The following is a 22427-nucleotide window of genomic DNA, read 5'->3' as shown; positions in this document are numbered from 1 at the left end:
CCCGACTGAATGAGATGCTGTTTCAAACGTCAAATTCGAAAAATCCACTAGATACATAAACTTACTAGTAGCCTTTTCGATTCCGACATTTGCTCGGCGCCTGTATCAGAGGGATGCAAATGTCGGAATCAGACCACTAGTGTGGCGAACGAATTTCGGATTCAAAGCCACCACACTAGGACAGCAGCCCGTCACCGCCCGGAAAACGTGTTGCCCGCTTCGATCCATGCATGAATACCCTCGGCTGCCGCCTGCCCCATCGCGAAACAAGCGGTCAGAAGATATCCCCCGGTCGGCGCTTCCCAGTCGATCATCTCACCGGCAACGAAGGCACCCGGAAGTTTCGACAGCATGTAGCCGCCGTCGACCTCGTGCCAGCGAATACCGCCCGCGGACGAAATTGCTTCTTCAAGCGGTCGCGGACGAACGACCGGAACAGGAAGAGACTTGATGCCGGCGGCAAGTTTTTTCGCATTTCTGTCGTGGATGAACTCCATCACCAGTGCAGCTTTTACGCCGGTCAAGCCAGCCCCTTTGCGCAACAGGTTGCCAAAACTCAGCTTGGCGCCCTGCCGGGCAAAATCCGCTTCAAGCCGCTCGAGTGTTCTCCCCGGCGCGAGATCAAGCATCAGCCTCGCATTACCCTTTTTCTCCAGAGCGTCACGCAAGGCTGCTGAATGGGCATAAACGAGACTGCCTTCGATCCCGTTTCGAGAGATTACGAATTCGCCCTGTATCGCACCCGCGTCCGAGCTGGCAATGACTGACTTCACCGGCTCTCCGGCGAAGCGCTCGACAAAGAAATCGCTCCAGGCAACATCGAAACCGCAATTGGCGGGACGGAACGGCGCCGTGTCGATCGATTTGCGCCAAAACTCGTCGATCCAGACGCCATTCGAACCGAGCTTCGGCCAGCTTCCGCCACCAAAGGCGAAAAGCGCGGCATCGCAAGCGACGGTTTGAACGCCATCCAGGCTTTCGATCCGAAGATCGTTGCCTTCAAACCCGACCCAGCGATGACGCGTGAGAATGCGGACACCCTGCTTTTCCAACCGCCTTCCCCATGCGCGCAGAAGCGGCGAGGCTTTCATGGCCTTCGGAAAAACGCGGCCCGAAGACCCGACAAATGTCTCAGCGCCCAGTTCGTCGGCCCAGTCACGCAACGTCTGCGGCCCGAAGACTTTCAAGGCAGGCAACAGCCGTTCGCTACTGGCACCGAAACGGTTTGCAAGAATGGAGAAATCTTCCGAATGCGTGATGTTCAGACCCGATTTTCCGGCAAGCAGGAATTTGCGGCCAACCGTCGGCATCTGCTCGTAAACCGTCACACGGTAGCCCCGCGCCGACAGTCTTTCCGCAGCCATCAGCCCGCTCGGGCCACCTCCGAGAATGGCGACATTCCCGTCAGACATCGCAATCGAGGCTCCACCGCAGCATCAGTCCTGTTTCTCCAGCATCTCCTTAACCGTGGTTGCCAACTGTTTGAGTGAAAACGGCTTTGGAAGGAATCCGAACTTGGCATCGGCCGGAAGATTACGCGCAAACGCATCCTCCGCATAGCCGGATACGAAGATGAACTTGATGTCGGGATGAGTTTTGCGCAGCTCACGCAACAATGTTGGCCCGTCCATCTCAGGCATGACCACATCCGACACGACGATATCCACCTCGCCGCCGAGTTCTTCCATGATCTCCAGAGCTTCAACACCTGATGCCGCTTCATGAACCGTGTAACCGCGCGACTGGAGTGCTCGCACTCCGCCCATACGGACAGCATCTTCGTCTTCGACCAGCAGAACCGTCGCCGAACCGGAAAGATCGGTTGCCTTCTCGACCTTCTTTTCCTTCACCGTTACCGGTGCATCGTCGGCCCGCTTTTCCTCGATATGGCGTGGCAGGAATATCCTGAAGGTTGTCCCCTTGCCGACTTCGGAATCGCAATAGATGAAACCGCCGGTCTGCTTGATGATGCCATAGACCATCGAAAGGCCGAGGCCAGTACCCTTGCCCACTTCCTTCGTGGTAAAGAACGGTTCGAAAATCTTCTCGATGACATCGGCCGGAATGCCCGTTCCCGTATCCTCGACCTCGAAGACCACATAGTCGGCGTCAGGCAGATCGCGATAATGCAGTTTTGTCGCTTCCTGCATCGGCACATTGCGGGTACGCAGCGTGATCTCCCCCCCCTCCGGCATGGCATCGCGCGCATTGACGGCAAGATTGACGGCGACCTGCTCGAACTGCCCGAGGTCGGCCTTGACCGGCCACAGATCGCGACCGTGGTCGATCTTGAGTTCGATATCCTTGCCCACGAGACGCGCCAGCAACATACGTAGATCGGCAAGCACGTCGGTGAGGTCCAGCACTTCCGGACGAAGCGTCTGACGACGTGAGAAAGCAAGCAACTGGCGCACGAGCGACGCGGCTCGGTTGGCATTCTGCTTGATATTCATGATGTCCGGGAAGGACGGATCGGATGCGCGATGGTTCGTCAGGAGCAGGTCCGACGACATGATGATCGCGGTCAGGACATTGTTGAAGTCGTGCGCGATACCGCCTGCAAGCTGCCCCACCGCCTGCATTTTCTGGCTTTGAGCCATCTGGTTTTCGAGCGCTTTCTGCTCCGTCGTTTCGACGGCGGAAATGATTGCCGCCTCTTCCGCCCGCTCGCCGCCGAGATCAGTAACGGGACTCATATAGAAACGGATATGCCGCTCTTCATTACCTGGCAACACGGTATCGACGGGAGAAATGCTCGCCTGCCCGGCAAAGGCAGCGGCAAGCGTCCGGTTGAACGTTTCGCGATCACGCTCATGCACCACGATTTCAAGCTTCGCATTGCCGTCAATTGCATCGCGATCGACAACAGGTGAAAAAATATCGAGGAAGCGCGCATTGGTGCGCAGCATATGTCCCCCGGCATCGACCGCGGCAATAGCCATCGGCGCCGAATTGAAGAAGCGCGTGAACCGCACTTCGGCCGAACGCTGCGCAACGGATGAATCGTCACCCTCGGCACGGTCCAGCACGATGGTGCGGCTCGTGCCACGCGTTCCGTCGCGTGCCGCCTGAACCCGATGATAGAAGCGCACGGCAAGGCTCTGCCCGTTCCGCTTGATGAGGTCGAGATCGATCACGGTGTTCCGACTGGTGCCGGGTTCGGCTTTCACGGCCTTGATGAGAGCCATGCCGCTACCCGCCACGATATCGTTGAGGGTCAGCGATCCCGGCGTGAACTGGGTGAGATCGACGCCCAGCCATTCGGCAAGCGTGGCGTTCAAATAAATGATGCGCCCAGCAGGGTCGGCCGAAAAGAACCCGGCAGGCGCATGATCGAGATGATTGATGGCTTCCTGCAATTCCTGAAAAAAGCGTTCCTGCTCGGCACGCTCGTCCGAAATATCCGCTATCTGCCAGGCAACGAGCGGGCCGTTGAAATCCTGTCCTGCCTCGATAGGACGGGCCTTGATGCGGTACCAGACCGGCGCCAGCGATCCATGGCCCTCTCGGGAAATGCCGCCCGAAATCCGCACTTCCTCCTGTGCCGACAGTCCGTCGCGCACCGCGTTAGTTAGCCGATAGATGGCATCGGACGCCGCCGGTTCTGCCGTCAGGACACTATCGAGAGAGCGGACGCCATCGGCGTTTGCGACACCGGTCATCCTCGCATAGGCCTGATTGGCATAGACGATCTGGCCACGGACATCGGAAATGACCGTGCCTTCGGGCTGCGAATCCATGAACGAATGAGCGAGGTCCTGATCGCCGTTCTTCTGGCTGAACTGGATAAGCCCGGTCGCGGCTCCAAAAAGGTAAAACACGCCGACCATCGACAGAATGCCCATGAGTACAAGGGCGAATCCGTCACCAAGCCGATCGTGAAAGACAAAATAGGCAACAGCCGCAACGGTAAGCAGAATGCCAACCACCAGCAGGCGCAGGGCGCCGCTGCGGTTGCGTCTGGGCATAACGAGAGGTTTCGGGTAAGCGTTATCCGTCTGTCGCGACATCAAGCCAGTTGCCCTTTCATGTTGCGCAGCCGTGGGTTCAAAGGCTGCGCGGAGCTGCTTATTCTTTTGGTCAGCCAGGACGTCATTTCAATCATCAGCATATCCGAATTTGTCGTGCGCACTTTCGGGCGTTTCAGCCACGGCTGTTGGCAGCGCAACCGATATGTCAGGGTATACCCGATTCGCAGAATGCGTTAATCGGCGCGCAGCACAAGCATCGCTGCGCGGAAACCGTGCAAAAGGGCCATTTTTGCACCGTTTTGCCTGGGGATCATATATTTCCCCCATTTCGATGAAATATTCCCAAGGCCTGCAAATTGAACTACTGTGCAACCGGCGCGATGATGCGGAGTGTCAGGGGAAGCGCAGTTTCCGATCATCGCCGGTGTTTCGTTTATTGTATAAGAGGGTATCCGCATGAAGGAATGGCTCAGCGGCATCGTTGGCGAAAGCGCGGCTAATATTGTCGGTTTCGTTCTAATATTTGCGATCATTCTTGGCGGAATTTTCGTTGTGCTCAGCATCATTCGCCGTTTCAGTGGCGGTACTTTCGTCGCCAATGGGCGCACCCGGCAACCCCGCCTTTCGGTGATGGACGCAGCGGCGGTCGACGGCCGACGCAAGCTCGTACTCATCCGCCGCGACGATGTTGAACATCTGTTGCTTATCGGTGGCCCGACCGACGTGGTCGTGGAACAGAATATCGTCATGGAGGCGCGCGCCAATGCGCGTATGCAGGCCTCGCGTATCGAGCCGGAGCATATAGAGCGCTTCAGGCAACATGAAGCGACTCTGGCCGCGGAAAAGACGGAGCGCCCCGCCCTTCCCCCACAGACGCAATCGTCTGAAGAGAGGGATGCTGCGATACAGCTTACTTCCGCTATAGAAACGCCCGCTTATCGCAAGCCCGAACCAGCAAACCCCGAGGCGGTCAAACAAGCCGCTCCAACCGTTCATATCCAGACGCAGGCTCCCGTCCCCCCGGTTCCTCCGCGCCCGGCGCCGCGACAGGAGCCGACGGCAAGCAAGCCGGTTCAGCCTCACCCGCAACCGCGCCCTGCCCCGAACTACCCACCACAGCCGCGCACTGTAGTGCCGCCGCGCCCGGCGCAAACGCAATCGGTGCGCGCGCATCCAGCCTATCCGCTGAGCCAGGTTTCACGCGGCGTTCTGAGTTCCACGTCGAACACTGCAAACACCACCGGTGTGGCCGCAGCCGCCGTGACTTCCGCGAACCTCGGCAGTATCGTACCCGAGCGCGAAACGACAAATGTCGAGAAACTCGTTGCGGCGGATGTGACCGGCCCCACCGTTTCATCGACCGAGGCGCCGGCATTCAATACCGCTGCGGAAGCGAAAGCGACCGAACCCACGACAGAAACGGCGCTCGGTGATCTCGAAGACCTCGGCAGTGCTCTGCATGACGCCATCGCCGCCGATCTGGACAGCGATCTCAACGTCGAAATTAACGACAGCGAAAACGCTGAGACAACGGCTTTCGATACCGAGTTCTTCGAAAGCGAACTTCTGAGTTCTCTTGATATTTCCGCAGCCGATGACGCCGTCGATGACAAGTCGAAAGACGATATCGAGGGCGAAATGGAAAAGCTCCTTGGGGAGCTGACCAAGGACGAAATCCGCCACAATTGAGAAGGCTGCGACGACCGGACAGCCGGTCTATTTCATCCCAAAACAAAATAGGCTGCGATTTCCGCAGCCTATAAATTTTCTATCGCTCGGGATAACCCCTCGTGCGCCCTTCAGGACACTAGTCGTCGCGATAAACCTTTTCGCGGCGCTCATGACGTTCCTGCGCTTCTATGGATAGCGTAGCAATCGGACGCGCATCAAGCCGCTTCAGGCTGATAGGTTCCCCCGTTTCTTCGCAGAAGCCATATGTCCCTTCATCGATACGGCTCAATGCTGCATCGATTTTAGAGATCAGTTTACGCTGTCTGTCACGAGCGCGTAGCTCGATTGCCCGATCCGTTTCGGAGGAAGCCCTGTCCGCCAGGTCGGGATGATTCGCATTTTCCTGCTGTAGCGCCTCAAGCGTTTCACGCGCTTCTCGCAGAATATCATTCTTCCAGGCGATTAGCTTCGCCCGAAAATAAGACTTCTGCCGTTCATTCATGAACGGCTCGTCTTCAGTGGGCCTATAGTCAAGGTCGATCAATTCACTCATTCTGAATTACCCCACATCTAGGAGACGCGAGCGGTTATATAGTTCCATAGCAACAAGGACACAACATCAAACAATCGTATCTCACTACTTTTTAGTGCATCAGTTTTGTGTGATTTTGCATTAAATTTGGGCAAATTAAAGGTATCCTTGAAATGTCGCTTTGTAGACTTCCGAAATGACTTCAATCAATTGAGAATAATCGGCACTGGAATTTCTACCGCTGGCAACAGTTTTCCTCCGCTCTCAAAACTGCCCATAAATTCAGCACAATACAGCTGTGAATATTGACGTAAAGCATCAAAAAATTGGGAGAACAACCGATTGCAGCGTACATTTATGCTGGAATTTTGGCAGAAAAACCCGTGAACTGCCGTAAGAAACAGCCTGGAACCTTGCCAATGAGTCGTTTGCTTCTTCTCAGACATGCCAAAGCCATATGGCCCAAACCCGGCATGAAGGACTTCGATCGCCCTTTGGATCGGGAAGGACAATCCTCGCTCGATCGCCTTGCCCAGGCCATGAAAGCGTCGTCTCTCTATCCCGATCTCGTCGTTCTTTCCGGCTCGTGCCGAACCAGAGAGACGGCATTCGGACTTATTGAGCGGCTGGAAATAGAAGTCCCGACAGTCATCGACGACACGATATATAGCGGTAGCGCGGCAGACTATATGAAAGCCGTAACAAAACATCGCGATGCGCAAAGACTGATGCTGGTCGGCCATAATCCAAGCATGGAGGATCTGGCGTTGGCTCTCTGTGGAAATGGCATGAAGGACGGACTGCTCAAGCTTCGTGCAGGGTTTCCAACCGCCGCTCTCGCGACAATAGTATTCGAAGGTCCACTTAGTGAACTCGAGCACGGGAGCGGCTATCTCGAAAGCTTTCCCCTGTCCCGGAAGAATTCATGACGCTTTGGCAAGCTTCCTTGCCAAGCCCATGGACACCACCCTATCTATACCGCTGACAGATCAATGAAGCCGGTGAGGGATAATTGGCCAAGCTGACGAGTATCGGCGACGAAGCAAAAATCGCACTGGATACGCTGACGGATCGTGCAACCGGGCTTTTGTCCCCCTCGCTCAGGCTGGGTGTTACAGGCCTGTCGCGTGCGGGCAAGACAGTGTTCATCACCGCTCTCGTCCATAACATGCTGCATGGCGGCAGGCTTCCGATGTTCGAAGCCTACAAGTCGGGACGCATTTCAAAAACACTCCTTGAGCCACAGCCGGACGATGCGGTCCCCCGCTTTCAATACGAAGAACACCTCTCGGCGCTGATCGATGACCGCATCTGGCCGGACTCGACCCGTGCAATCTCGCAACTGCGCCTGACGATAGAGTATGAATCGGCATCCGCCTGGGGACGCTGGCTATCGCCGGGCAGGCTCTCGCTCGACATCGTCGACTATCCGGGGGAATGGCTTCTCGACCTGCCGTTACTCGGAAAATCCTACGCCGAATTCAGCGCCGATTCGTTCGCGCTTGCAAACGAAACGACCCACAGGGATCTGGCGCGGGAATGGATAACCGAGGCCTCGCTCGTCGATGCATCGGAAAAGGCTGATGAACTGACCGCTCAGCGCCTGGCCAGAAGCTTCACCGCCTATCTCCGCGCAGGCAAGGCCGACGAACGCGCATTGTCGACCCTGCCGCCGGGGCGTTTCCTGATGCCGGGCGACCTCGATGGTTCTCCGGCACTGACATTCGCCCCGCTTCCCAACCTGACGCCAGAAGACCTGAAAAGCGGTTCTCTGGGTGCGATGATGGAGAGACGCTATGAGGCCTATAAAACCCATGTCATCAAGCCGTTTTTCCGGGAACACATCGCGCGGCTAGACCGGCAGATCGTTCTGATCGACGCCATGCAAGCAATGAATTCAGGCGGCGCAGTGGTCGCCGACCTCGAGCGCGCCCTGACCGATATCCTGTCCTGCTTCAGACCCGGACGCTCCAATCTGCTGACGGGTCTTATACAACGCCGTATTGGACGCATTCTCGTTGCGGCGACCAAGGCCGATCATCTGCACCACGAAAGCCACGACCGCCTGCAGGCAATCGTGCGCCGTCTGGTGGAGCGGGCAATTGAAAGAGCCGATTTTTCCGGCGCCGACATCGATGTTCTCGCCATGGCAGCCGTGCGCGCCACGCGGGAAGCGACCGTCTCGCAAGGCAAGGAAACGCTTCCCGTCATCGTCGGCACACCGCTTCAAGGTGAAAAAATCGACGGCGAAGTATTCGATGGTGAAACCGAAACAGCCATATTTCCCGGTGACTTGCCGAAGAATCCGAATGTTATTTTCGAAGAAAATTTTGCACAAGACGACCCCGCCATCCGCTTTGTCCGTTTTCGCCCGCCAAGGCTCGAACGCACAGCCGAAGGCTTGACGCTCTCATTGCCGCATATCAGGCTGGATCGCGCTTTGCAGTTTCTGATCGGGGACCGTCTCGCATGACAGAAAAGACGCCACGCAAACCCGCTGCGTTCACGGTAAGCGAACCATCCGCCCATTCCGCCCCCATGGAAGAAGCCCCGCGCCGCCCGCGCGCGGTCAAGGATCTCGATGCGGTCATATCCCAACCCGATATTTTCGCATTGAGTGAGGAAGAAGAAGCCGAACTGGAAATACTCGATCCATCCTTCGAGGCTCCGAAACACAAAGGCTGGTCGCTCAGCGGGATTCTGTTCGGCGCTCTCGGTATTCTGGTTTCATTTGCCATCGGCATATGGACCGAAGACCTTATCCGGGCATTGTTTTCACGGGCAGACTGGCTGGGCTGGACGGCTCTTGGCGTCGCTATCGTCGCCCTGCTCTCTTTCATCGGAATTACGGCGCGCGAGTTGATGGCGCTTCGCCGCCTGGCATCGGTGCAGCATCTGCGCAGGGAAGCGGCGGACGCCGCTGAACGGGACGACATGGCCACGGCCCGCAAGGCAGTCGATGAACTGCGCTCGATCGCTTCAGGCTTGCCCGAGACCGCACGCGGACGGCAGCTTCTGGACGGACTGACCGACGACATCATCGACGGGCGCAACCTGATCCGGCTTGCCGAAACGGAAATACTCCGCCCACTCGACCGCGACGCCCGCTCACTGATCCTCAACGCCTCGAAACGAGTATCCATCGTGACGGCGATCAGCCCGCGCGCGCTGGTCGATATCGGCTATGTGATCTTTGAATCCGCTCGATTGATCCGCCGGCTTTCGCAACTTTATGGTGGGCGTCCCGGAACACTGGGTTTCCTGAAACTTGCCCGCCGCGTGATCGCACATCTGGCGGTAACGGGTACAATCGCCATGGGTGACAGTGTAATCCAGCAGCTTGTTGGTCAAGGCCTTGCCTCCCGCCTTTCGGCCAAGCTCGGCGAAGGCGTGGTCAATGGCCTCATGACTGCACGCATCGGCATTGCCGCCATGGATGTCGTGCGGCCATTTCCCTTCAATGCCGAAAAACGCCCCGGCATTGGCGATTTTATTGGCGATCTTGCACGAATGAGCAGCGAACGGACCGACAGGAAGACTTCCGCAAAATAGCTGTCTGTTTTCCCGCTGCCGGTTGACATTCTGGCTCACGCAAAGAAAGCATTAACCATTCGCAACGATTATAGATGAATAGAAATCCGTGCCAGAATCGAGCGATACGGTGTACCGGCACTTCCGTGCGGGCCCTCCATCAAACGAGCTTCAGGGTGATATGGGATTTCTGACAGTTTGCAAAGCATGGCAGGCTTTTGGCCGTGACTTGCGAGCGAACAACGATTACGAATGACGCCCAATCCAGGTCGCGAACACGGGATAGAGCCTAATATGAAAAACTGCATCGCCGCCTGCCTGACGCTGCTGCCCGTGTCGTTTTCCGCCGCGCCGGTTTTGGCTGCCGACAAGGACAAGCAGTTTTTTCAGACAATCGAAGGCCAATGGTCGGGTCCAGGTGAAATCGTTGCCGGCAAATACAAGGGAACGAAATTCGTCTGCAATCTGGCCGGATCGACGCCGGACGTGGAAGTCGGAATGACGCTTGACGGCACCTGCCGCGTCGGTGTCTTCTCCCAGCAGATGAAGGCCACGGTCAAGCGTGTGGGCTCCGCCTATTCCGGCAAGTTCAACGACGGAGCCGAAGGCAAGGGCCTCGACATCACGTCAGGCTCGGTCGGCGGCAACAAGGTTGTTTTCGGCCTGAACCGCAAACAGCTTAACGGCGCGATGCTGGCTCGCGTTTCCAGCCCGAATACAATGAATGTGACGGTGTCCGTCCGTGTCGATAAGGAACTGGTTCCGGTGATCGGCATGAGCCTGAAACGCGTCGACAATATTGCGGTCGGCAGCATCGCAAAGAATTGACGAAATCACTCTATTCGCGCCACCAGCCCGCATCCGTGCGGGCTTTTTCGATTTCGGAATGCGCGACTTCGGATTTCCACACGGCAACCGCCTTGCCCGCGATTTCCAGCGAGGGCGCAATATCGTTCAAGGGTACGAGCACAAAGGCTCGCTCATGCAGACGCGGATGCGGAAGCTCCAGGTCCGGCTCATTCATGACGATATCCCTGCCGCGGTCGTCCTGAGCCGCCAGTATATCGATGTCGATGATGCGGGGACCCCAGCGTTCCAGCCTTACACGCTTCAAGGACCGCTCGACATCAAGGCAGATCGCGATCAACTCCAGCGGCGGCAGGGAAGTTTCGATTTCAGCACAGGCATTGTGAAACCATGCCTGATCGGTTTTCCCCCATGGCGGTGTGCGATAAACCGGCGAGACCGCTGTGACATGCGTATCCGCCCGCCGGTCCAGCAATCGCAAAGCCTTCCCCATCGACGCGACGGGATCATCAATGTTTCCGCCCAGTCCGAGCCAGGCGCGATAATGTCGGTTAGCGATCACTGCGGATAAACCACCGTCACTTCGATATGGTCCAGAACGCCCGGTACAGGCGCATTCGGTTTGCGTACCGTTATTTCTGCCCGCTTGACCTGCGGAAACCGCGCTGTCAGCGCCTTCGCCACATCCAGCGCCAATGTCTCTATCAAATAGCGCTGACGCCCTGTGATGATGTCCTGAATAACAGAAAAAGCTATTCCGTAATGCACGGTTCCGTCGATATCGTCGTTTTCAAGCGCGTTGCCGGGATCGACGTCCAGAACCGCATCGACATAAAAACGCTGGCCAAGCTTATGCTCTTCATCGAAAACGCCGTGATGCGCGAAGAAAGCGCAATTCATAATTCGGATCGTATACACGGCTTTACTTTCTGTTTTCGCTGCGTCTGGCCTGAAGGATACCATCTGCGACGGCAAGTGCATCTTTATTAAAAGCGACATTGTGAACACGGAAGATGTCGGCACCGGCCAGACGCAGTGCGGTAGACGTCGCCGCCGTTCCGATATCGCGATCCAGCGGATTGTCCCTGTCTGTCATCGCGCCGATGAAGCGTTTGCGTGATGTGCCGACCAGAAGCGGCAGATCGAACTTCTGCAATTCGTCCGCTCTCGCCATCAACGCAATATCCTGTTCCTTGTTCTTGCCAAAACCGAAACCGGGATCGAGCACGATACGGGACCGCTCGATCCCCGCTTTCTCCGCAATTTCCAGAGAAACATTCAAAAATGCAAACTGGTCATCGATGACATCCGCAAGCACTTGCCGCTCGCGGCTGGTATGCATGACGACCAGTCCGGCTCCGGTCTGCCTTGCGACAGCAGCAATCTCGGGCTCTCGCTGGAGACCCCACACGTCGTTGACGATATGAGCGCCGGCGTCGATGGCAACCCTGGCCGTAGACGCCCGATAGGTATCGACCGAGATAATGCAGTCATACCGCCTCACCAATGCCTCGATCACGGGAATCACGCGGGCGGATTCTGTTTCGGCATCTACCACTGCAGCTCCGGGACGCGTCGACTCACCACCGACATCGATGATCATCGCCCCCTCGCCGAGCATCCGTTCGGCAGCCTCTATCGCCCGATCAAGATCGTTATGATGCCCTCCATCGGAAAAAGAGTCAGGCGTGACGTTCAATATACCCATGATTACGGACTTTTCTCCCAACCGGATATTCCGTCCGTGAGCCAGATGCCATTCTTTTGTCATAGCAGGCTGTTCCTGTAAGCTTCATTCGGGACTGGGGTATGCAACCAACCCGGCTAAAGTCATTCTGTCGATGACGTTATAGTTCTCTTGACGATTGCATGCCATGCTTGCGGCTGCAAAATCTGAGTTTCTTACTGGTTTTAGAAGAGGTGCCAGAATATGAATTTGCGGAAAAAGGTTCTGGCTATGGGGGCAGTTCTCGCGATCGTTGCCCCGCAGGCTGAAGCCGCCTCCATCTTTCGCGACTTCAGATATTATCCCGTGAGCGGCAGAACGGCCGCAGATCTGGACAGGGCACTTTCACGCAATGGCCCCTTCCTCAAGAAAACGGGCCAACATCATCCTGGCGCGGCCGAAATCCGCTTCGATGCAAAAGTCCGCTATGGCCGTGCGCCCGGAAAAGCGTGCAAGGTTCAGAATGTATATGTGAACGTTCACGCAAAGGTTTCGTTACCCCGCTGGAGGCAGCGCCGCAAGGCTTCTGCAGAACTGGCACTGATCTGGGACACGCTTTCGCAGGACATCCGCCGCCACGAGGAAAGCCACATCGTCATCGCACGCAGTTTTGCAAGCGAAATGGAACGCAAGATTCGCGGGCTGCGCACACGTTCCGATTGCACAAGCCTGCGCGCCGAGATCGACAAGATCACGACCACGCTTATGGAGGCGCACGACAAGGACCAAGAGCGGTTTGACCGGGTCGAAACGATCAATTTCGAGCGCCGCTTCGAACGGCTCCTGACCTATCGTCTGGAGCAGGCGCAGCAGGTTTCTAAATAAGGCGACTTGCCTGACGCAGTTCGGCCCGGATCGCCTGCGTCATCAGCGCAGCCTCGTGGAAGCCCGACAGGATCAGCCTCAACTTCCCCGGATACTGGCAGGCATCGCCGATAGCGTAGATGCGCGGGCACGAAGTCCTGAACGTTTCCGCGCTCACTGCCAGACCATTGACAGACCTTTCCAATGGAAGCCCGGCCAGCGGATCGGGACGAACAATCCGTCCATCCGCGCCGAAAGCACCGAGACCTGAAGCGATCACCACGGCTCTGGCCTCCAACCGTGTACCGTTCCCGATTGCCACCGCAACACTGCCGTCGCTGACGGTTATGCCTTCTACGATCTGGTTGAGATGAAACAGCGGAGCGTAGGGTTTTATCTGCTGCAAGAGGCGCTCGACAAGCTTCTCCCCCATGATTTCGGGAAACCCTGGCACATCATAAATCGGCTTGTCTGCATAAAGAGCAATGCATTGGCCGCCCGGCCGATCCATGGCATCGACAAGCTGGCACCTGAAGCCGAAAAGGCCGAGTTGAAAAACTGTAAAAAGCGCCGCCGGGCCGCAACCGACTATAATTACATCATGCTGCGGTTCGACGCCCATCACATCTCATTCTCTAAAGAAGATCAGTTCTGGCGCTCCGGCACCTGTACAACCAGACCGTCGATTTCGTCGGTCACGGGAATCTGACACGACAGGCGAGAGGTCGGACGAACCTCATAGGCGAAATCCAGCATGTCTTCTTCCATTGCGTCCGGCCCACCGACGGTCTCTGCCCATTCCTCGTCCACATAGACATGACAGGTCGCACAGGCGCAAGCGCCACCGCATTCCGCATCGATACCCGGAATACCGTTGCGAATGGCTGCTTCCATCACGCTCGATCCGTTTGCGGCTTCAACTTCGGTTCTGGTCGCGCCATCGGCTGATACGAATACAATCTTCGTCATTTTAGTTCCCTGAAATGCGCAAAGCCCTGCGCAATCGTTTTTTCCGGCCTCGGTTCCGGTTCCGTCGCTGCCATAGGCAAAAACGTCACGCTCCAGATGGCAGATACGGTCTTCCGCCGATAGTTGCAACCGCAGCGACCATCAAGCCCGTATCTGCGCCAATATGCCGTGCCCAATATGCCGAGCTTTGGATAAAAGCCGGCCTGATAGAGCAGACAGTTGCCAGCGCGCAAAACAAACTCTCTTCTTGTCGCAACGCAAAAATGCGGCATATGATAATAATGAGTGGGAGAACGAGGGAATACGGGATAGAATCCATCTACAGCTTTTGGCACGCCTGAAGCGAAACTGCCATGACGAAACACCTATGGCGGGTATTTCTGTTAACGAATTGACTTAACCCGACCGAAAACCGGAAACCGCATGAGCCGATTTCCACAGCTTCATAACAGATGCCGAAAGCCCGGAAATATCGAATTTTCACGAATTGAACCTGTTTCCGTTAACCTTGTATTTAAAGTTTTAGGTATCGGTAAAAGTCGCCTATTTCCTTAACAGGCCCAAGCCGATACGATGCAAAATGGCGGAGAAAGTTTTGTAACGGCTCTTTTATGATCCGGCCGTCGCAGTAGCGAGTACGAGGTAGGCAAACAATGGCTTCCAAATCCAAGGCACAGAAGCTCGACCTTGAGGTTGAAAAGGCACTGGAACAGGCTCTTGATATCGATTTCGGGGACGATCTTGATATTGACATGGACTTGAGTGCGATCGATGACGGCTTTTCCGTCGACGATCTGGAAGAGCAGATTTCGCGCGCTGCCGAAGAACTCGTGGCCGAGCAGAAGAGCAAGGTCATCGAGCCCGCTCCGGTGGAAAGCGCTGCAAAAGTAGCTGCCATCACAACCGCGTCCGTAATCGCAACGCCCGCCGCACCGCCTGTGCCGCCGGTCGTTAAAGCGGTTGGCGCGGCTCCACGGACCGTTGTCGGCACTCCGCACAAGGCAGCCAACAGCCCGACACCCTCTACTCCTGCGCCGGAAGTTACCGCCAAGGCTGCTCCAGCCGTAGCCTCGGCCAGCGCCAGCGCATCGCCTGCCTTTACGCCTGCCAATGACGATTCGCGCAGCGAACGGCCAATTGTCGCTACCCCTCGTCGCGTTACCGAAAACTCCTCCAGGCTTTTCTGGACGACCACGGCCATCAGCGTTCTGTGGGCAGCGGGCGGTGTCGCTCTCAGCAAGTCCATCAGTCCGGATGTATTCTCAAGCCTTCAGGCGACCAAGGATTTCTTCACCTCGCCCGCCGGTCTGGGTGTTGTCGCAGGCATGGCCCTTCCTGTGGCGATGTTCTGGGGCTTTACTCAACTCGTGAAGCGTGCGCAGGAAATGCACAATGCTGCACGCAGCATGTCTGAAGCCGCTTTGCGGCTGCTCCAGCCCGAAGCCGTCTCCGGCGATCGTGTGTCCACACTCGGACAAGCCGTGCGTCGTGAAGTTGCAGCAATGAACGAAGGCATTGAGCGCACACTTGCTCGCGCCGTCGAACTGGAAACGCTCGTCCAGTCGGAAGTCAATCAGCTCGAACGCGCCTATAGCGACAACGAAGTGCGTATCCGCTCGCTGGTCAGCGATCTCGGTAATGAACGTGAAGCGGTGGTCAGCCACGCAGAACGCGTACGTTCCTCGATCTCCGGCGCGCATGAACAACTCAAGGAAGAACTGTCGAGTGCTTCCAACATCATCCGTGACAATGTCCTCTCCGCTTCGCAGCAATTGAGCACGCTTCTGGGCGAATCCGGTGAGCGTCTCATCGGAAGCATCAATGAAAGCGGTGGCGCGATTGCCGAAGCCATCGAAACCCGAACCGGCGACATCGGCTCGCGCATCACGACCTCCGGCGAGGCATTCGCGAACCTGCTCGATACACGTATTGCAACGCTCGATGAGCAATCGCGCACGGTATCGGAGCGCCTTTCCGAAGCATTGGACGAGCGGACAACCGGCATCGCCAACCTGCTCGGCGGCGCGACGCAGTCCATGGTCGATGAATTCGACACCCGCCTCGTAAACCTCGAAAGCACACTTTCCGAGCGCGGTCGCTCGCTGCTATCTGAATTCGAGGCGCGCGCCCATGCTCTCGACAGCAGCACCGAAAAGCTCAATGCCGCGCTTGAGACCCGTTCGCGCCAGATCAATGAAAATCTCATCGCCCGCACCCGGGAAATCGCGGAAACCTTCTCCAGCGGCCGCACGTCGCTGAGCACGATGATCGATGATACAAAGACCAAGATCGGCGAAGACCTGACGTCTATCGGTGAAAGCGTCGGCAACATTCTCGGCGAGAAGGCCAATGCCTTCGCAGGCAAGCTTGCGGAAAGTCGCGACGTGCTCGCTGCCTCGCTGGAAGGCGAAACCGAACGGGTTTCCTCGGTCATTCGCGGCCATGCCGACACGCTCGCTGCACGCACGAGCGATATCGAGAACGCTGTTAACGCCAGCGCTTCCGCGCTAAACTCCGTTGCCGACAGCCATGCAGCAATTCTGGAAGAACGCACAAAAGCGCTGCGTGAAACGATGGTGGGTCAATCCGCCCTGCTCGATGCAAGCTTTGCCGATCATGCCCGGTCGCTGGAAGAACGCGCCTCGGCGCTTCACAGCGTTATCTCGGACAATCAGGCCGCACTTGCTCACCTGATGGATGAACGTGCCGCCGCAATGCGCGATAATTTCAACGAAAACCGCGAAATCCTCGCACATACTTTCGATGAACGCGTTCACTCGATTCAATCTCTCATTGCCGACAACCAGGATACGCTGGCTCGCATTCTTGACGAACGCGCAAGCAGCATGAGTGAATCGATCAACACCGGTCGCGATGCTTTCGTCGCCGCTCTGGGGGATCATGTTCGCCAGGTCGAAGAGCGCACGAGCGGCCTGCATGGCGTTCTCAACGAACATAACGCCGCGCTCGCCAACATTCTGGACAGCCATGAGCAGACGATTGAAAGCCGCGCTGCCGAAATCCGCTCGACCCTCAGCGAAAACACCGCATCGCTGAGCCAGACACTGCAGGACCACAGCGACATTCTCGAACAGCGTACGACCAATCTTTATAACGCCATCACCGACAGCAGCTCGACCATCAGCCGCGCCTTCGAAGGCCAGACCGGCATCATCGAAGAACGCACCCAGACGATGGAGAAGGCTCTCACCATCGGTGTCGACAATGTTCGCCGTGCGCTGGAACAGAGCGCTGGTGTCGTCGCCGGTTCGCTGCGTGAAAAGATCGGTGAAGCCGCAAGCACGCTTTCGGCCGAAGCCGCGAAGGCTGGCGAAGCGCTTAACGGCTTCGGTGAAGCATTCAGCGCGCACCTCATCGACAATCTCTCAGGTACCGAAGCCCGTCTGGGCGACCGGGCCGACGCAATTGCCGGCCGTCTGGGTGAGATCGAAAATCGCCTTACCGGTGAACTCGGCTCCATCGAGGCGCGTATCGCCGACACGGCGGCCAGAACGAGTGAAACGCTCGCGGGTCATAGCGAAGCCTTCTCGGCCAGCGTCGCCGACAATCTGGCTGGCACGGAAAACCGCCTCAGCGAACGTGCCAACGCTATCGCGAGCGGTCTTGAAGCCATCGAAAACCGCCTGACCGGCGAACTCAGCACCATCGAGGCGCGCATCGCCGATACGGCTTCCAAGACGAGCGAAACCCTTGCCGGCCACAGCGAATCCTTCTCGGCCAGCGTTGCCGACAATCTCGCTGGCACCGAGGCACGTCTTACCGAGCGCGCCGATGCGATCGCAACCCGTCTCGGCGACATCGGCTCGCGCATTACGATGGAACTCGGCTCGGTCGAGGCCCGTATCGCGCAGGTCACCGACACGACCGCCGTTACGCTGGAAGAGCGCACCCGCGAACTGAACGCCGTCCTTGCTGCCCGCTCGCAGGAGATTACCAATATCCTCAACGATACGGCCGAGCCGCTCGTACAGCGCCTCGCGGACAGTGGTCGCGGACTGGCCCAGCAACTTGAAGAAGCGACTCATGCCGCGACCGATAGACTGCGTTCCGAGAATACGGCTCTGGTCAACGCATTGGCGAGCCGCACGGCGGAAACGATTGCCGCGGTTCAGCAGGCCAAGACAGGCCTGTCGGAAAACGTCAGCGAACTGATCGATCGTCTGGCGGCTTCCAACGGCGAGCTTGGCAAGCTGATCGACGCAGCCACGCGTAATCTCACCGACATCGACGGTCGTCTGGTCGACACCACGTCGAGCTTTGTCGAAAATACCAACCGCGCGGCGCAGATGTTCCAGGCTTCGACCGGACTGATCGACAACAATATCGGCACGCTGCGTGCGCTCTCAGACAGCACGCTGTCGCAAGTCGCCGACATTGCCGACCGTTTCGAGGAACATGGAAAGGTTCTCGCTTCGGCTTCCGGTATGATCGACAAGGCTCAGAACGGCCTCGTCAGCACGCTTGAGGACCGTCATCAGGCGCTCGACAAGCTGGCTTCCGGCCTGGTCGAAAAGTCGGAAGGCGTCGAGAAACTCATGCAGTCCTTCGAAGAACTGGTTTCGTCCGCATTCCAGCGTGCAGAAGGCCAGACCCGTTCGTCTGCGGAGAAGATGCGTGAAAGCGTATCGGAAATCGTTGAACAGGCCGCCCAGAAGTTCTCTGCCGCCACCGACGATATCCGCCGCACGGCGAGCGAAATCCGCAACGAACTCAACACGACCCGTGGCGAGCTGAAACGCGGCGTTCTGGATATGCCCGCCGAGGCGAAGGAAACGACAAGCGCCATGCGCAAGGCAGTCAGCGAGCAGATCAACGCGCTCAAGGAACTTGCGGAAATCGTCAATAGATCAGGCCGTCTGATCGATGTCGGAGAAAACCGCGCCGACCGTCCGGTTTCGCGTCCGGCTTCCGCAGCGTCGCGTCCGGCGGCTCCGGTTCAGGCACCCGCAGCACCGCAGGCAGAGATTGCAATCCGCCAGCGTGCGGTCGAGGTTCCGAAGGCTCCGGCCGCATCGGCACCGCAGCCAGAAAAGCCGCGTGGATGGGTATCGGACCTTCTGGCTCGCGCTTCCCGTGAAGAAGAGGAATTGGCGCAGCATCCGAAGGCTCAACCGACCGCGACGCCCCGTTCGCCCAGCCATGTGGTTGAATCGCTGAATTCGCTTTCAGTCGATATCGCCCGTGCGATCGATCACGAGGCTTCCGTTGAATTGTGGGATCGCTATCGCCGCGGCGAGCGCAACGTCTTCACCCGCCGCCTTTACACCCTGAAGGGGCAGCAGACGTTCGACGATATCAAGCGCAAGTATCAGACGGATGGAGAATTCCGCCGCGCGGTGGACCGTTACATGGATGACTTCCAGCGCCTGCTCGAGGACGTAGCCCGCAACGACCGCGACAACATGGTAACGCAGACCTATCTCACGTCCGATACCGGCAAGGTCTACACCATGCTGGCTCATGCAAGCGGACGCCTTCGCTAACGCATGTCTCCCAAAAGCGCGAACCCGCTTTGGAATAGAGACATCTGCGAAAAAAAAGCTTAAAGCGTATTGCTTGAGTACAACTGAATGCAACGCGCTTTAGGTTCTCTTCCGCAAGCAGAAAACTGGACGAACAAAAAACGCGACCTCTGGGTCGCGTTTTTTGTTTGGCCCAACTTCATTTCCGAAGTCGTTCAAAGCGCATCCGTTTGTAACAAGCAGTCAGAATCTGAATCAAAGAGCGACACGCGCGCGCGAAAATGGTGATTTGCGAGTCCCGGAGCTTGACGCAAATCCTCATTCGCAGCCGCTCAAGGCGACTTTTGGAACAGGCTATTCAGAGTGTCGTCACTGTCCAGCTTACGATTTCACTCACAGTACGTTCGAATGCGGCGTCAAGCGCCTTCACATAAGCCGCATTGCTGGCGCCGTTGACCGGAATTGCAGTGCGGAACACACGCGTCGCACGAACCTCGCCGTTCTTGTCGTTCATCAGTTTGACGGCGAGTTCAACCACTGCGAGTTTGGGTGAGGCGTAAGCCTGAATGCCGAACATGCGCAGATCGGTCAGTATCTGGTAATTGATTGCAAGCCCGTCTCCGGGGCGTCCGATACCGCCGAAAAGACCGGTATTCTCATAGGCCTGGATGATGCGCGACTGCACGATATTGGTCAGTCTGTCGCCCCATTGGGCACCTTTCAGATATTCGATGGAACCCGGCGCGGAACTGACCACGATGTTTTCGCTATCCAGCGCCTTCAACGCGGTCGGCGTAGGAACGAGCAACTGCGTTCCCTTGCGTTTCGGCGAAGATATGCCGGGCTCAGGAGCGGAAAGATTGAAGGTATCCAGCGGCATAGTCGTTCCGCACCCGGCAAGGAGCACACCGAAGAGAACTGAAACCGAGACGGTATGGCGAAATTTGCGATGTGATTTCATGTCGACAATTCTGGCAAGGGAAATCAATGTCGCGTCCTCCCGTCATATTTGGGTACGTTGCCCTGCCCGCCGAAAATCAGGCGCTGAGGGTTGCGCTCAAGGTCGGTAATAGCTTGTTCTATGCGCTGGATGGAGCGACGGCTGTCCACGACGACGGACTGCACGTCACGCAATCCCTGTCCTGAAAAGCGTTGCAGATTATCGGCAATCGGTGCAAGCCTCTTATCGAGATTGTCAGACGTCTGCCGTATCGATTCCAGTGTTGCCTTCGCCTGCGCAACGACACCGTCCTTGTCATCGCTCGAAAGCAATTTGTCGGTTTTTGCGAGAATGGCATCGACACGAACCGAAGCTTCGTTCAAGCGCTTCATCATGTCTTTCGCGTCGGTCACGATCTGGTTGATATTTCCGGTGTTTTCGCCGAGTTCCTCAATGATGTTCGCGTTCTTCGCCAAGGCGTCGGTGAAGGTCTTCGTATTGTTGATCGTATCCGTAAGCGGTCCGCGCGCATCCGTCACAAACCCTTCAAGCTGTTCCAGCACGGCGTTGGCGCGCGCGGCGATGTCCTGTGCGGTAGCGAGGAGATTGTTCACGGCGGACGGATCGGCATCGATGCGCGCCACGGTTTCCGCTTTTTCGGCTTCGGTCAGAAGATTGGGCTCGTCAAGGCGCCCGCCCTTCAGCTCGATATAGGCTTGCCCCGTCAATCCCTGAAAGCCGAGCGTTGCTGCCGTCGAGCGGGTAATCGGGGTCGTCGCGTTCACGCGGGTCTGGACGATCACCATCTCGGGATTGGTTTCATCGAGATGAAGCTTGCGGACGTCGCCGACCTTGATCCCGTTGAACAGGACCTGACTTCCCAGCGAAAGCCCCGTTACAGAACCAGGAATACGGACATCGAGGGGCAATGAGTCGCGTGCCTCCCCAAACCGGGCGATCCAGAACACGAATGCGAAAGCCAACAGGCTGACGATCAGCGTAAAAACACCCACCAGTACGTAATTGGCTTTAGTTTCCATATCTTACCCAGTTTGCAAGCGGTTGCCGGGCCGCCGTCTCGTTGGCGCCGACGGATCGATCTGGCGTGCGCGCTTGCCCCGAAAATAGGATTTAACCCACGGATCGTCCACCGTCAGCATGTCTTCGATGGTACCGCTGACCACCACTTTCTTGTTTCCAAGCACCGCGATGCGATCGCAGATTGCAAAAAGACTGTCGAGATCGTGTGTAACCATATAGACGGTCAACCCCATCGTATCGCGCAGATTGGCGATAAGATCATCGAATTCCGCGGCCCCGATCGGATCGAGACCGGATGTCGGCTCATCGAGAAACAGAATGTCGGGATCCAGAGCCAGCGCACGCGCCAGGGCCGCACGTTTGATCATGCCGCCGGAAAGCTCCGCCGGGAATTTTTCCGCCGTATCCGGCTTCAATCCGACAAGATCGATCTTCAGTCGCGCCAGTTCATCCATCAGTTTGGGTGACAGATCGAGATATTCGCGCATCGGAACCTGAATATTTTCCAGCACATTCAATGCCGAAAACAGTGCGCCATGCTGGAACAGAACGCCCATGCGCATGTCGATGGCCATCTTTTCCAGTTCATTCAACTCATCGATGTTGCGACCGAGAATCTCGATCTCGCCCGATTGCTTCCTGTTGAGACCGAGAATGGTCCGCATCAGCACGGATTTGCCCGATCCGGACGGGCCAATGAAACCCAGCACCTCGCCCTGATAAATTTCAAGCGACAACTCATCCAGTACAGTCTGGCGGCCGAACGAAACCGTAACGTCGCGCACCGAGATTATCGGTGCGGCCGTCTGGCGACTATCTTCGTCCTGCGGTTGCGACCGATGGTCGATGCCGTTCTCCATAACCATTCTTTAACCGAGCTTGGCTTCGGACTGAACCGCCCAACAGGGCTGTCCGGTCAAATTTCTGTGCAACTGTGTCTCAAAGAACCCAT

General features: G+C 57.1%; 17 protein-coding genes and 1 pseudogene. 7 read left to right on the top strand and 11 right to left on the bottom strand.

What is annotated here, in order from left to right; all coding sequences use genetic code 11:
* Nucleotides 1-191: 191 nt before the first annotated feature.
* Together FHS76_RS08625 and cckA are read right to left on the bottom strand one after the other, a co-directional pair.
* Complete coding sequence (locus FHS76_RS08625; RefSeq protein WP_183650789.1) at nucleotides 192-1412, bottom strand: TIGR03862 family flavoprotein; 1221 nt, start codon at nucleotides 1410-1412, stop codon at nucleotides 192-194.
* 24 nt (nucleotides 1413-1436) lie between these two features.
* The gene (gene cckA, locus FHS76_RS08620; protein ID WP_183650787.1) at nucleotides 1437-4010 is read right to left on the bottom strand and encodes a cell cycle histidine kinase CckA; all 2574 of its coding nucleotides are present in this window, start codon (nucleotides 4008-4010) and stop codon (nucleotides 1437-1439) included.
* A 417-nt stretch (nucleotides 4011-4427) separates the two neighbouring features.
* Here cckA and FHS76_RS08615 point away from each other — a divergent pair, with 417 nt between their 5' ends.
* Nucleotides 4428-5660 carry a flagellar biosynthetic protein FliO gene (locus FHS76_RS08615; RefSeq protein ID WP_183650783.1) on the top strand — a complete coding sequence of 411 codons (1233 nt, stop codon included), beginning with the start codon at nucleotides 4428-4430 and terminating at the stop codon, nucleotides 5658-5660.
* 118 nt (nucleotides 5661-5778) lie between these two features.
* On the opposite strand, the gene dksA is transcribed toward FHS76_RS08615, so the two are convergent.
* Nucleotides 5779-6195 carry an RNA polymerase-binding protein DksA gene (gene dksA / locus FHS76_RS08610; RefSeq protein WP_006466858.1) on the bottom strand — a complete coding sequence of 139 codons (417 nt, stop codon included), beginning with the start codon at nucleotides 6193-6195 and terminating at the stop codon, nucleotides 5779-5781.
* Nucleotides 6196-6593: 398 nt separating this feature from the next.
* Here dksA and FHS76_RS08605 point away from each other — a divergent pair, with 398 nt between their 5' ends.
* The 4 genes from FHS76_RS08605 (at nucleotide 6594) to FHS76_RS08590 (ending at nucleotide 10533) form a co-directional block, all read left to right on the top strand.
* On the top strand, nucleotides 6594-7103 hold the full coding sequence (locus FHS76_RS08605) for a SixA phosphatase family protein (RefSeq protein WP_183650958.1): 510 nt from the start codon (nucleotides 6594-6596) through the stop codon (nucleotides 7101-7103).
* An 83-nt stretch (nucleotides 7104-7186) separates the two neighbouring features.
* On the top strand, nucleotides 7187-8647 hold the full coding sequence (locus tag FHS76_RS08600) for a YcjX family GTP-binding protein (RefSeq protein ID WP_183650780.1): 1461 nt from the start codon (nucleotides 7187-7189) through the stop codon (nucleotides 8645-8647).
* On the top strand, nucleotides 8644-9726 hold the full coding sequence (locus tag FHS76_RS08595) for a YcjF family protein (protein ID WP_183650778.1): 1083 nt from the start codon (nucleotides 8644-8646) through the stop codon (nucleotides 9724-9726). The genes FHS76_RS08600 and FHS76_RS08595 overlap by 4 nt, the downstream gene beginning before the upstream one ends.
* Nucleotides 9727-9999: 273 nt before the next feature.
* Nucleotides 10000-10533: a hypothetical protein gene (locus FHS76_RS08590; protein ID WP_183650776.1), complete on the top strand. Its 534-nt coding sequence runs from the start codon at nucleotides 10000-10002 to the stop codon at nucleotides 10531-10533.
* Nucleotides 10534-10543: 10 nt separating this feature from the next.
* On the opposite strand, the gene folK is transcribed toward FHS76_RS08590, so the two are convergent.
* The 3 genes from folK to folP all read right to left on the bottom strand — a co-directional run bounded on the left by folK (nucleotide 10544) and on the right by folP (nucleotide 12283).
* Complete coding sequence (folK, locus tag FHS76_RS08585) at nucleotides 10544-11005, bottom strand: 2-amino-4-hydroxy-6-hydroxymethyldihydropteridine diphosphokinase (protein ID WP_235992614.1); 462 nt, start codon at nucleotides 11003-11005, stop codon at nucleotides 10544-10546.
* 65 nt (nucleotides 11006-11070) lie between these two features.
* Nucleotides 11071-11430 carry a dihydroneopterin aldolase gene (gene folB, locus FHS76_RS08580; RefSeq protein WP_183650770.1) on the bottom strand — a complete coding sequence of 120 codons (360 nt, stop codon included), beginning with the start codon at nucleotides 11428-11430 and terminating at the stop codon, nucleotides 11071-11073.
* Nucleotides 11431-11434: 4 nt separating this feature from the next.
* Entirely contained in the window at nucleotides 11435-12283 is an 849-nt protein-coding gene (folP, locus tag FHS76_RS08575) for a dihydropteroate synthase (RefSeq protein ID WP_183650767.1), read from the bottom strand.
* A gap of 159 nt (nucleotides 12284-12442) precedes the next feature.
* On the opposite strand from folP, the gene FHS76_RS08570 reads away from it, so the two are divergent.
* On the top strand, nucleotides 12443-13063 hold the full coding sequence (locus FHS76_RS08570; protein WP_183650764.1) for a DUF922 domain-containing Zn-dependent protease: 621 nt from the start codon (nucleotides 12443-12445) through the stop codon (nucleotides 13061-13063).
* Here the strand turns inward: FHS76_RS08570 and FHS76_RS08565 are convergent.
* Both FHS76_RS08565 and FHS76_RS08560 read right to left on the bottom strand, forming a co-directional pair.
* Nucleotides 13056-13664 carry an NAD(P)/FAD-dependent oxidoreductase gene (locus FHS76_RS08565; protein ID WP_183650761.1) on the bottom strand — a complete coding sequence of 203 codons (609 nt, stop codon included), beginning with the start codon at nucleotides 13662-13664 and terminating at the stop codon, nucleotides 13056-13058. The genes FHS76_RS08570 and FHS76_RS08565 overlap by 8 nt on opposite strands.
* 23 nt (nucleotides 13665-13687) lie before the next feature.
* Nucleotides 13688-14011: a 2Fe-2S iron-sulfur cluster-binding protein gene (locus FHS76_RS08560; protein WP_183650758.1), complete on the bottom strand. Its 324-nt coding sequence runs from the start codon at nucleotides 14009-14011 to the stop codon at nucleotides 13688-13690.
* 1052 nt (nucleotides 14012-15063) lie between these two features.
* On the opposite strand from FHS76_RS08560, the pseudogene FHS76_RS08555 reads away from it, so the two are divergent.
* Nucleotides 15064-19515: pseudogene (locus tag FHS76_RS08555) on the top strand (apolipoprotein A-IV repeat region-like domain-containing protein); the annotation flags it as partial.
* Nucleotides 19516-19852: 337 nt separating this feature from the next.
* Here the strand turns inward: FHS76_RS08555 and FHS76_RS08550 are convergent.
* Genes FHS76_RS08550 through FHS76_RS08540 form a run of 3 tightly spaced genes read right to left on the bottom strand, consistent with a single transcriptional unit; the run spans nucleotide 19853 to nucleotide 22341 of the window.
* Entirely contained in the window at nucleotides 19853-20455 is a 603-nt protein-coding gene (locus tag FHS76_RS08550) for an ABC-type transport auxiliary lipoprotein family protein (RefSeq protein ID WP_183650754.1), read from the bottom strand.
* A gap of 23 nt (nucleotides 20456-20478) precedes the next feature.
* Entirely contained in the window at nucleotides 20479-21474 is a 996-nt protein-coding gene (locus tag FHS76_RS08545; protein WP_183650751.1) for an MlaD family protein, read from the bottom strand.
* 3 nt (nucleotides 21475-21477) lie between these two features.
* Entirely contained in the window at nucleotides 21478-22341 is an 864-nt protein-coding gene (locus FHS76_RS08540; RefSeq protein ID WP_183650747.1) for an ABC transporter ATP-binding protein, read from the bottom strand.
* Between the last annotated feature and the right edge of the window lie 86 nt (nucleotides 22342-22427).

This window comes from Brucella daejeonensis, assembly GCF_014199265.1.
Lineage (GTDB): Bacteria > Pseudomonadota > Alphaproteobacteria > Rhizobiales > Rhizobiaceae > Brucella > Brucella daejeonensis.
Note: the sequence above shows the minus strand (reverse complement) of the source record. Positions and strands in the feature narration are given on the sequence as shown.

Bases quoted from the DNA above. Each gene is read 5' to 3' on its own strand.
- FHS76_RS08625 (WP_183650789.1), bottom strand. From the start codon at position 1,412: ATGTCTGACGGGAATGTCGCCATTCTCGGAGGTGGCCCGAGCGGGCTG.
- cckA (WP_183650787.1), bottom strand. From the start codon at position 4,010: ATGTCGCGACAGACGGATAACGCTTACCCGAAACCTCTCGTTATGCCC.
- FHS76_RS08615 (WP_183650783.1), top strand. From the start codon at position 4,428: ATGAAGGAATGGCTCAGCGGCATCGTTGGCGAAAGCGCGGCTAATATT.
- dksA (WP_006466858.1), bottom strand. From the start codon at position 6,195: ATGAGTGAATTGATCGACCTTGACTATAGGCCCACTGAAGACGAGCCG.
- FHS76_RS08605 (WP_183650958.1), top strand. From the start codon at position 6,594: ATGAGTCGTTTGCTTCTTCTCAGACATGCCAAAGCCATATGGCCCAAA.
- FHS76_RS08595 (WP_183650778.1), top strand. From the start codon at position 8,644: ATGACAGAAAAGACGCCACGCAAACCCGCTGCGTTCACGGTAAGCGAA.
- FHS76_RS08590 (WP_183650776.1), top strand. From the start codon at position 10,000: ATGAAAAACTGCATCGCCGCCTGCCTGACGCTGCTGCCCGTGTCGTTT.
- folK (WP_235992614.1), bottom strand. From the start codon at position 11,005: ATGGGGAAGGCTTTGCGATTGCTGGACCGGCGGGCGGATACGCATGTC.
- folP (WP_183650767.1), bottom strand. From the start codon at position 12,283: ATGACAAAAGAATGGCATCTGGCTCACGGACGGAATATCCGGTTGGGA.
- FHS76_RS08570 (WP_183650764.1), top strand. From the start codon at position 12,443: ATGAATTTGCGGAAAAAGGTTCTGGCTATGGGGGCAGTTCTCGCGATC.
- FHS76_RS08565 (WP_183650761.1), bottom strand. From the start codon at position 13,664: ATGGGCGTCGAACCGCAGCATGATGTAATTATAGTCGGTTGCGGCCCG.
- FHS76_RS08560 (WP_183650758.1), bottom strand. From the start codon at position 14,011: ATGACGAAGATTGTATTCGTATCAGCCGATGGCGCGACCAGAACCGAA.
- FHS76_RS08550 (WP_183650754.1), bottom strand. From the start codon at position 20,455: ATGAAATCACATCGCAAATTTCGCCATACCGTCTCGGTTTCAGTTCTC.
- FHS76_RS08545 (WP_183650751.1), bottom strand. From the start codon at position 21,474: ATGGAAACTAAAGCCAATTACGTACTGGTGGGTGTTTTTACGCTGATC.
- FHS76_RS08540 (WP_183650747.1), bottom strand. From the start codon at position 22,341: ATGGTTATGGAGAACGGCATCGACCATCGGTCGCAACCGCAGGACGAA.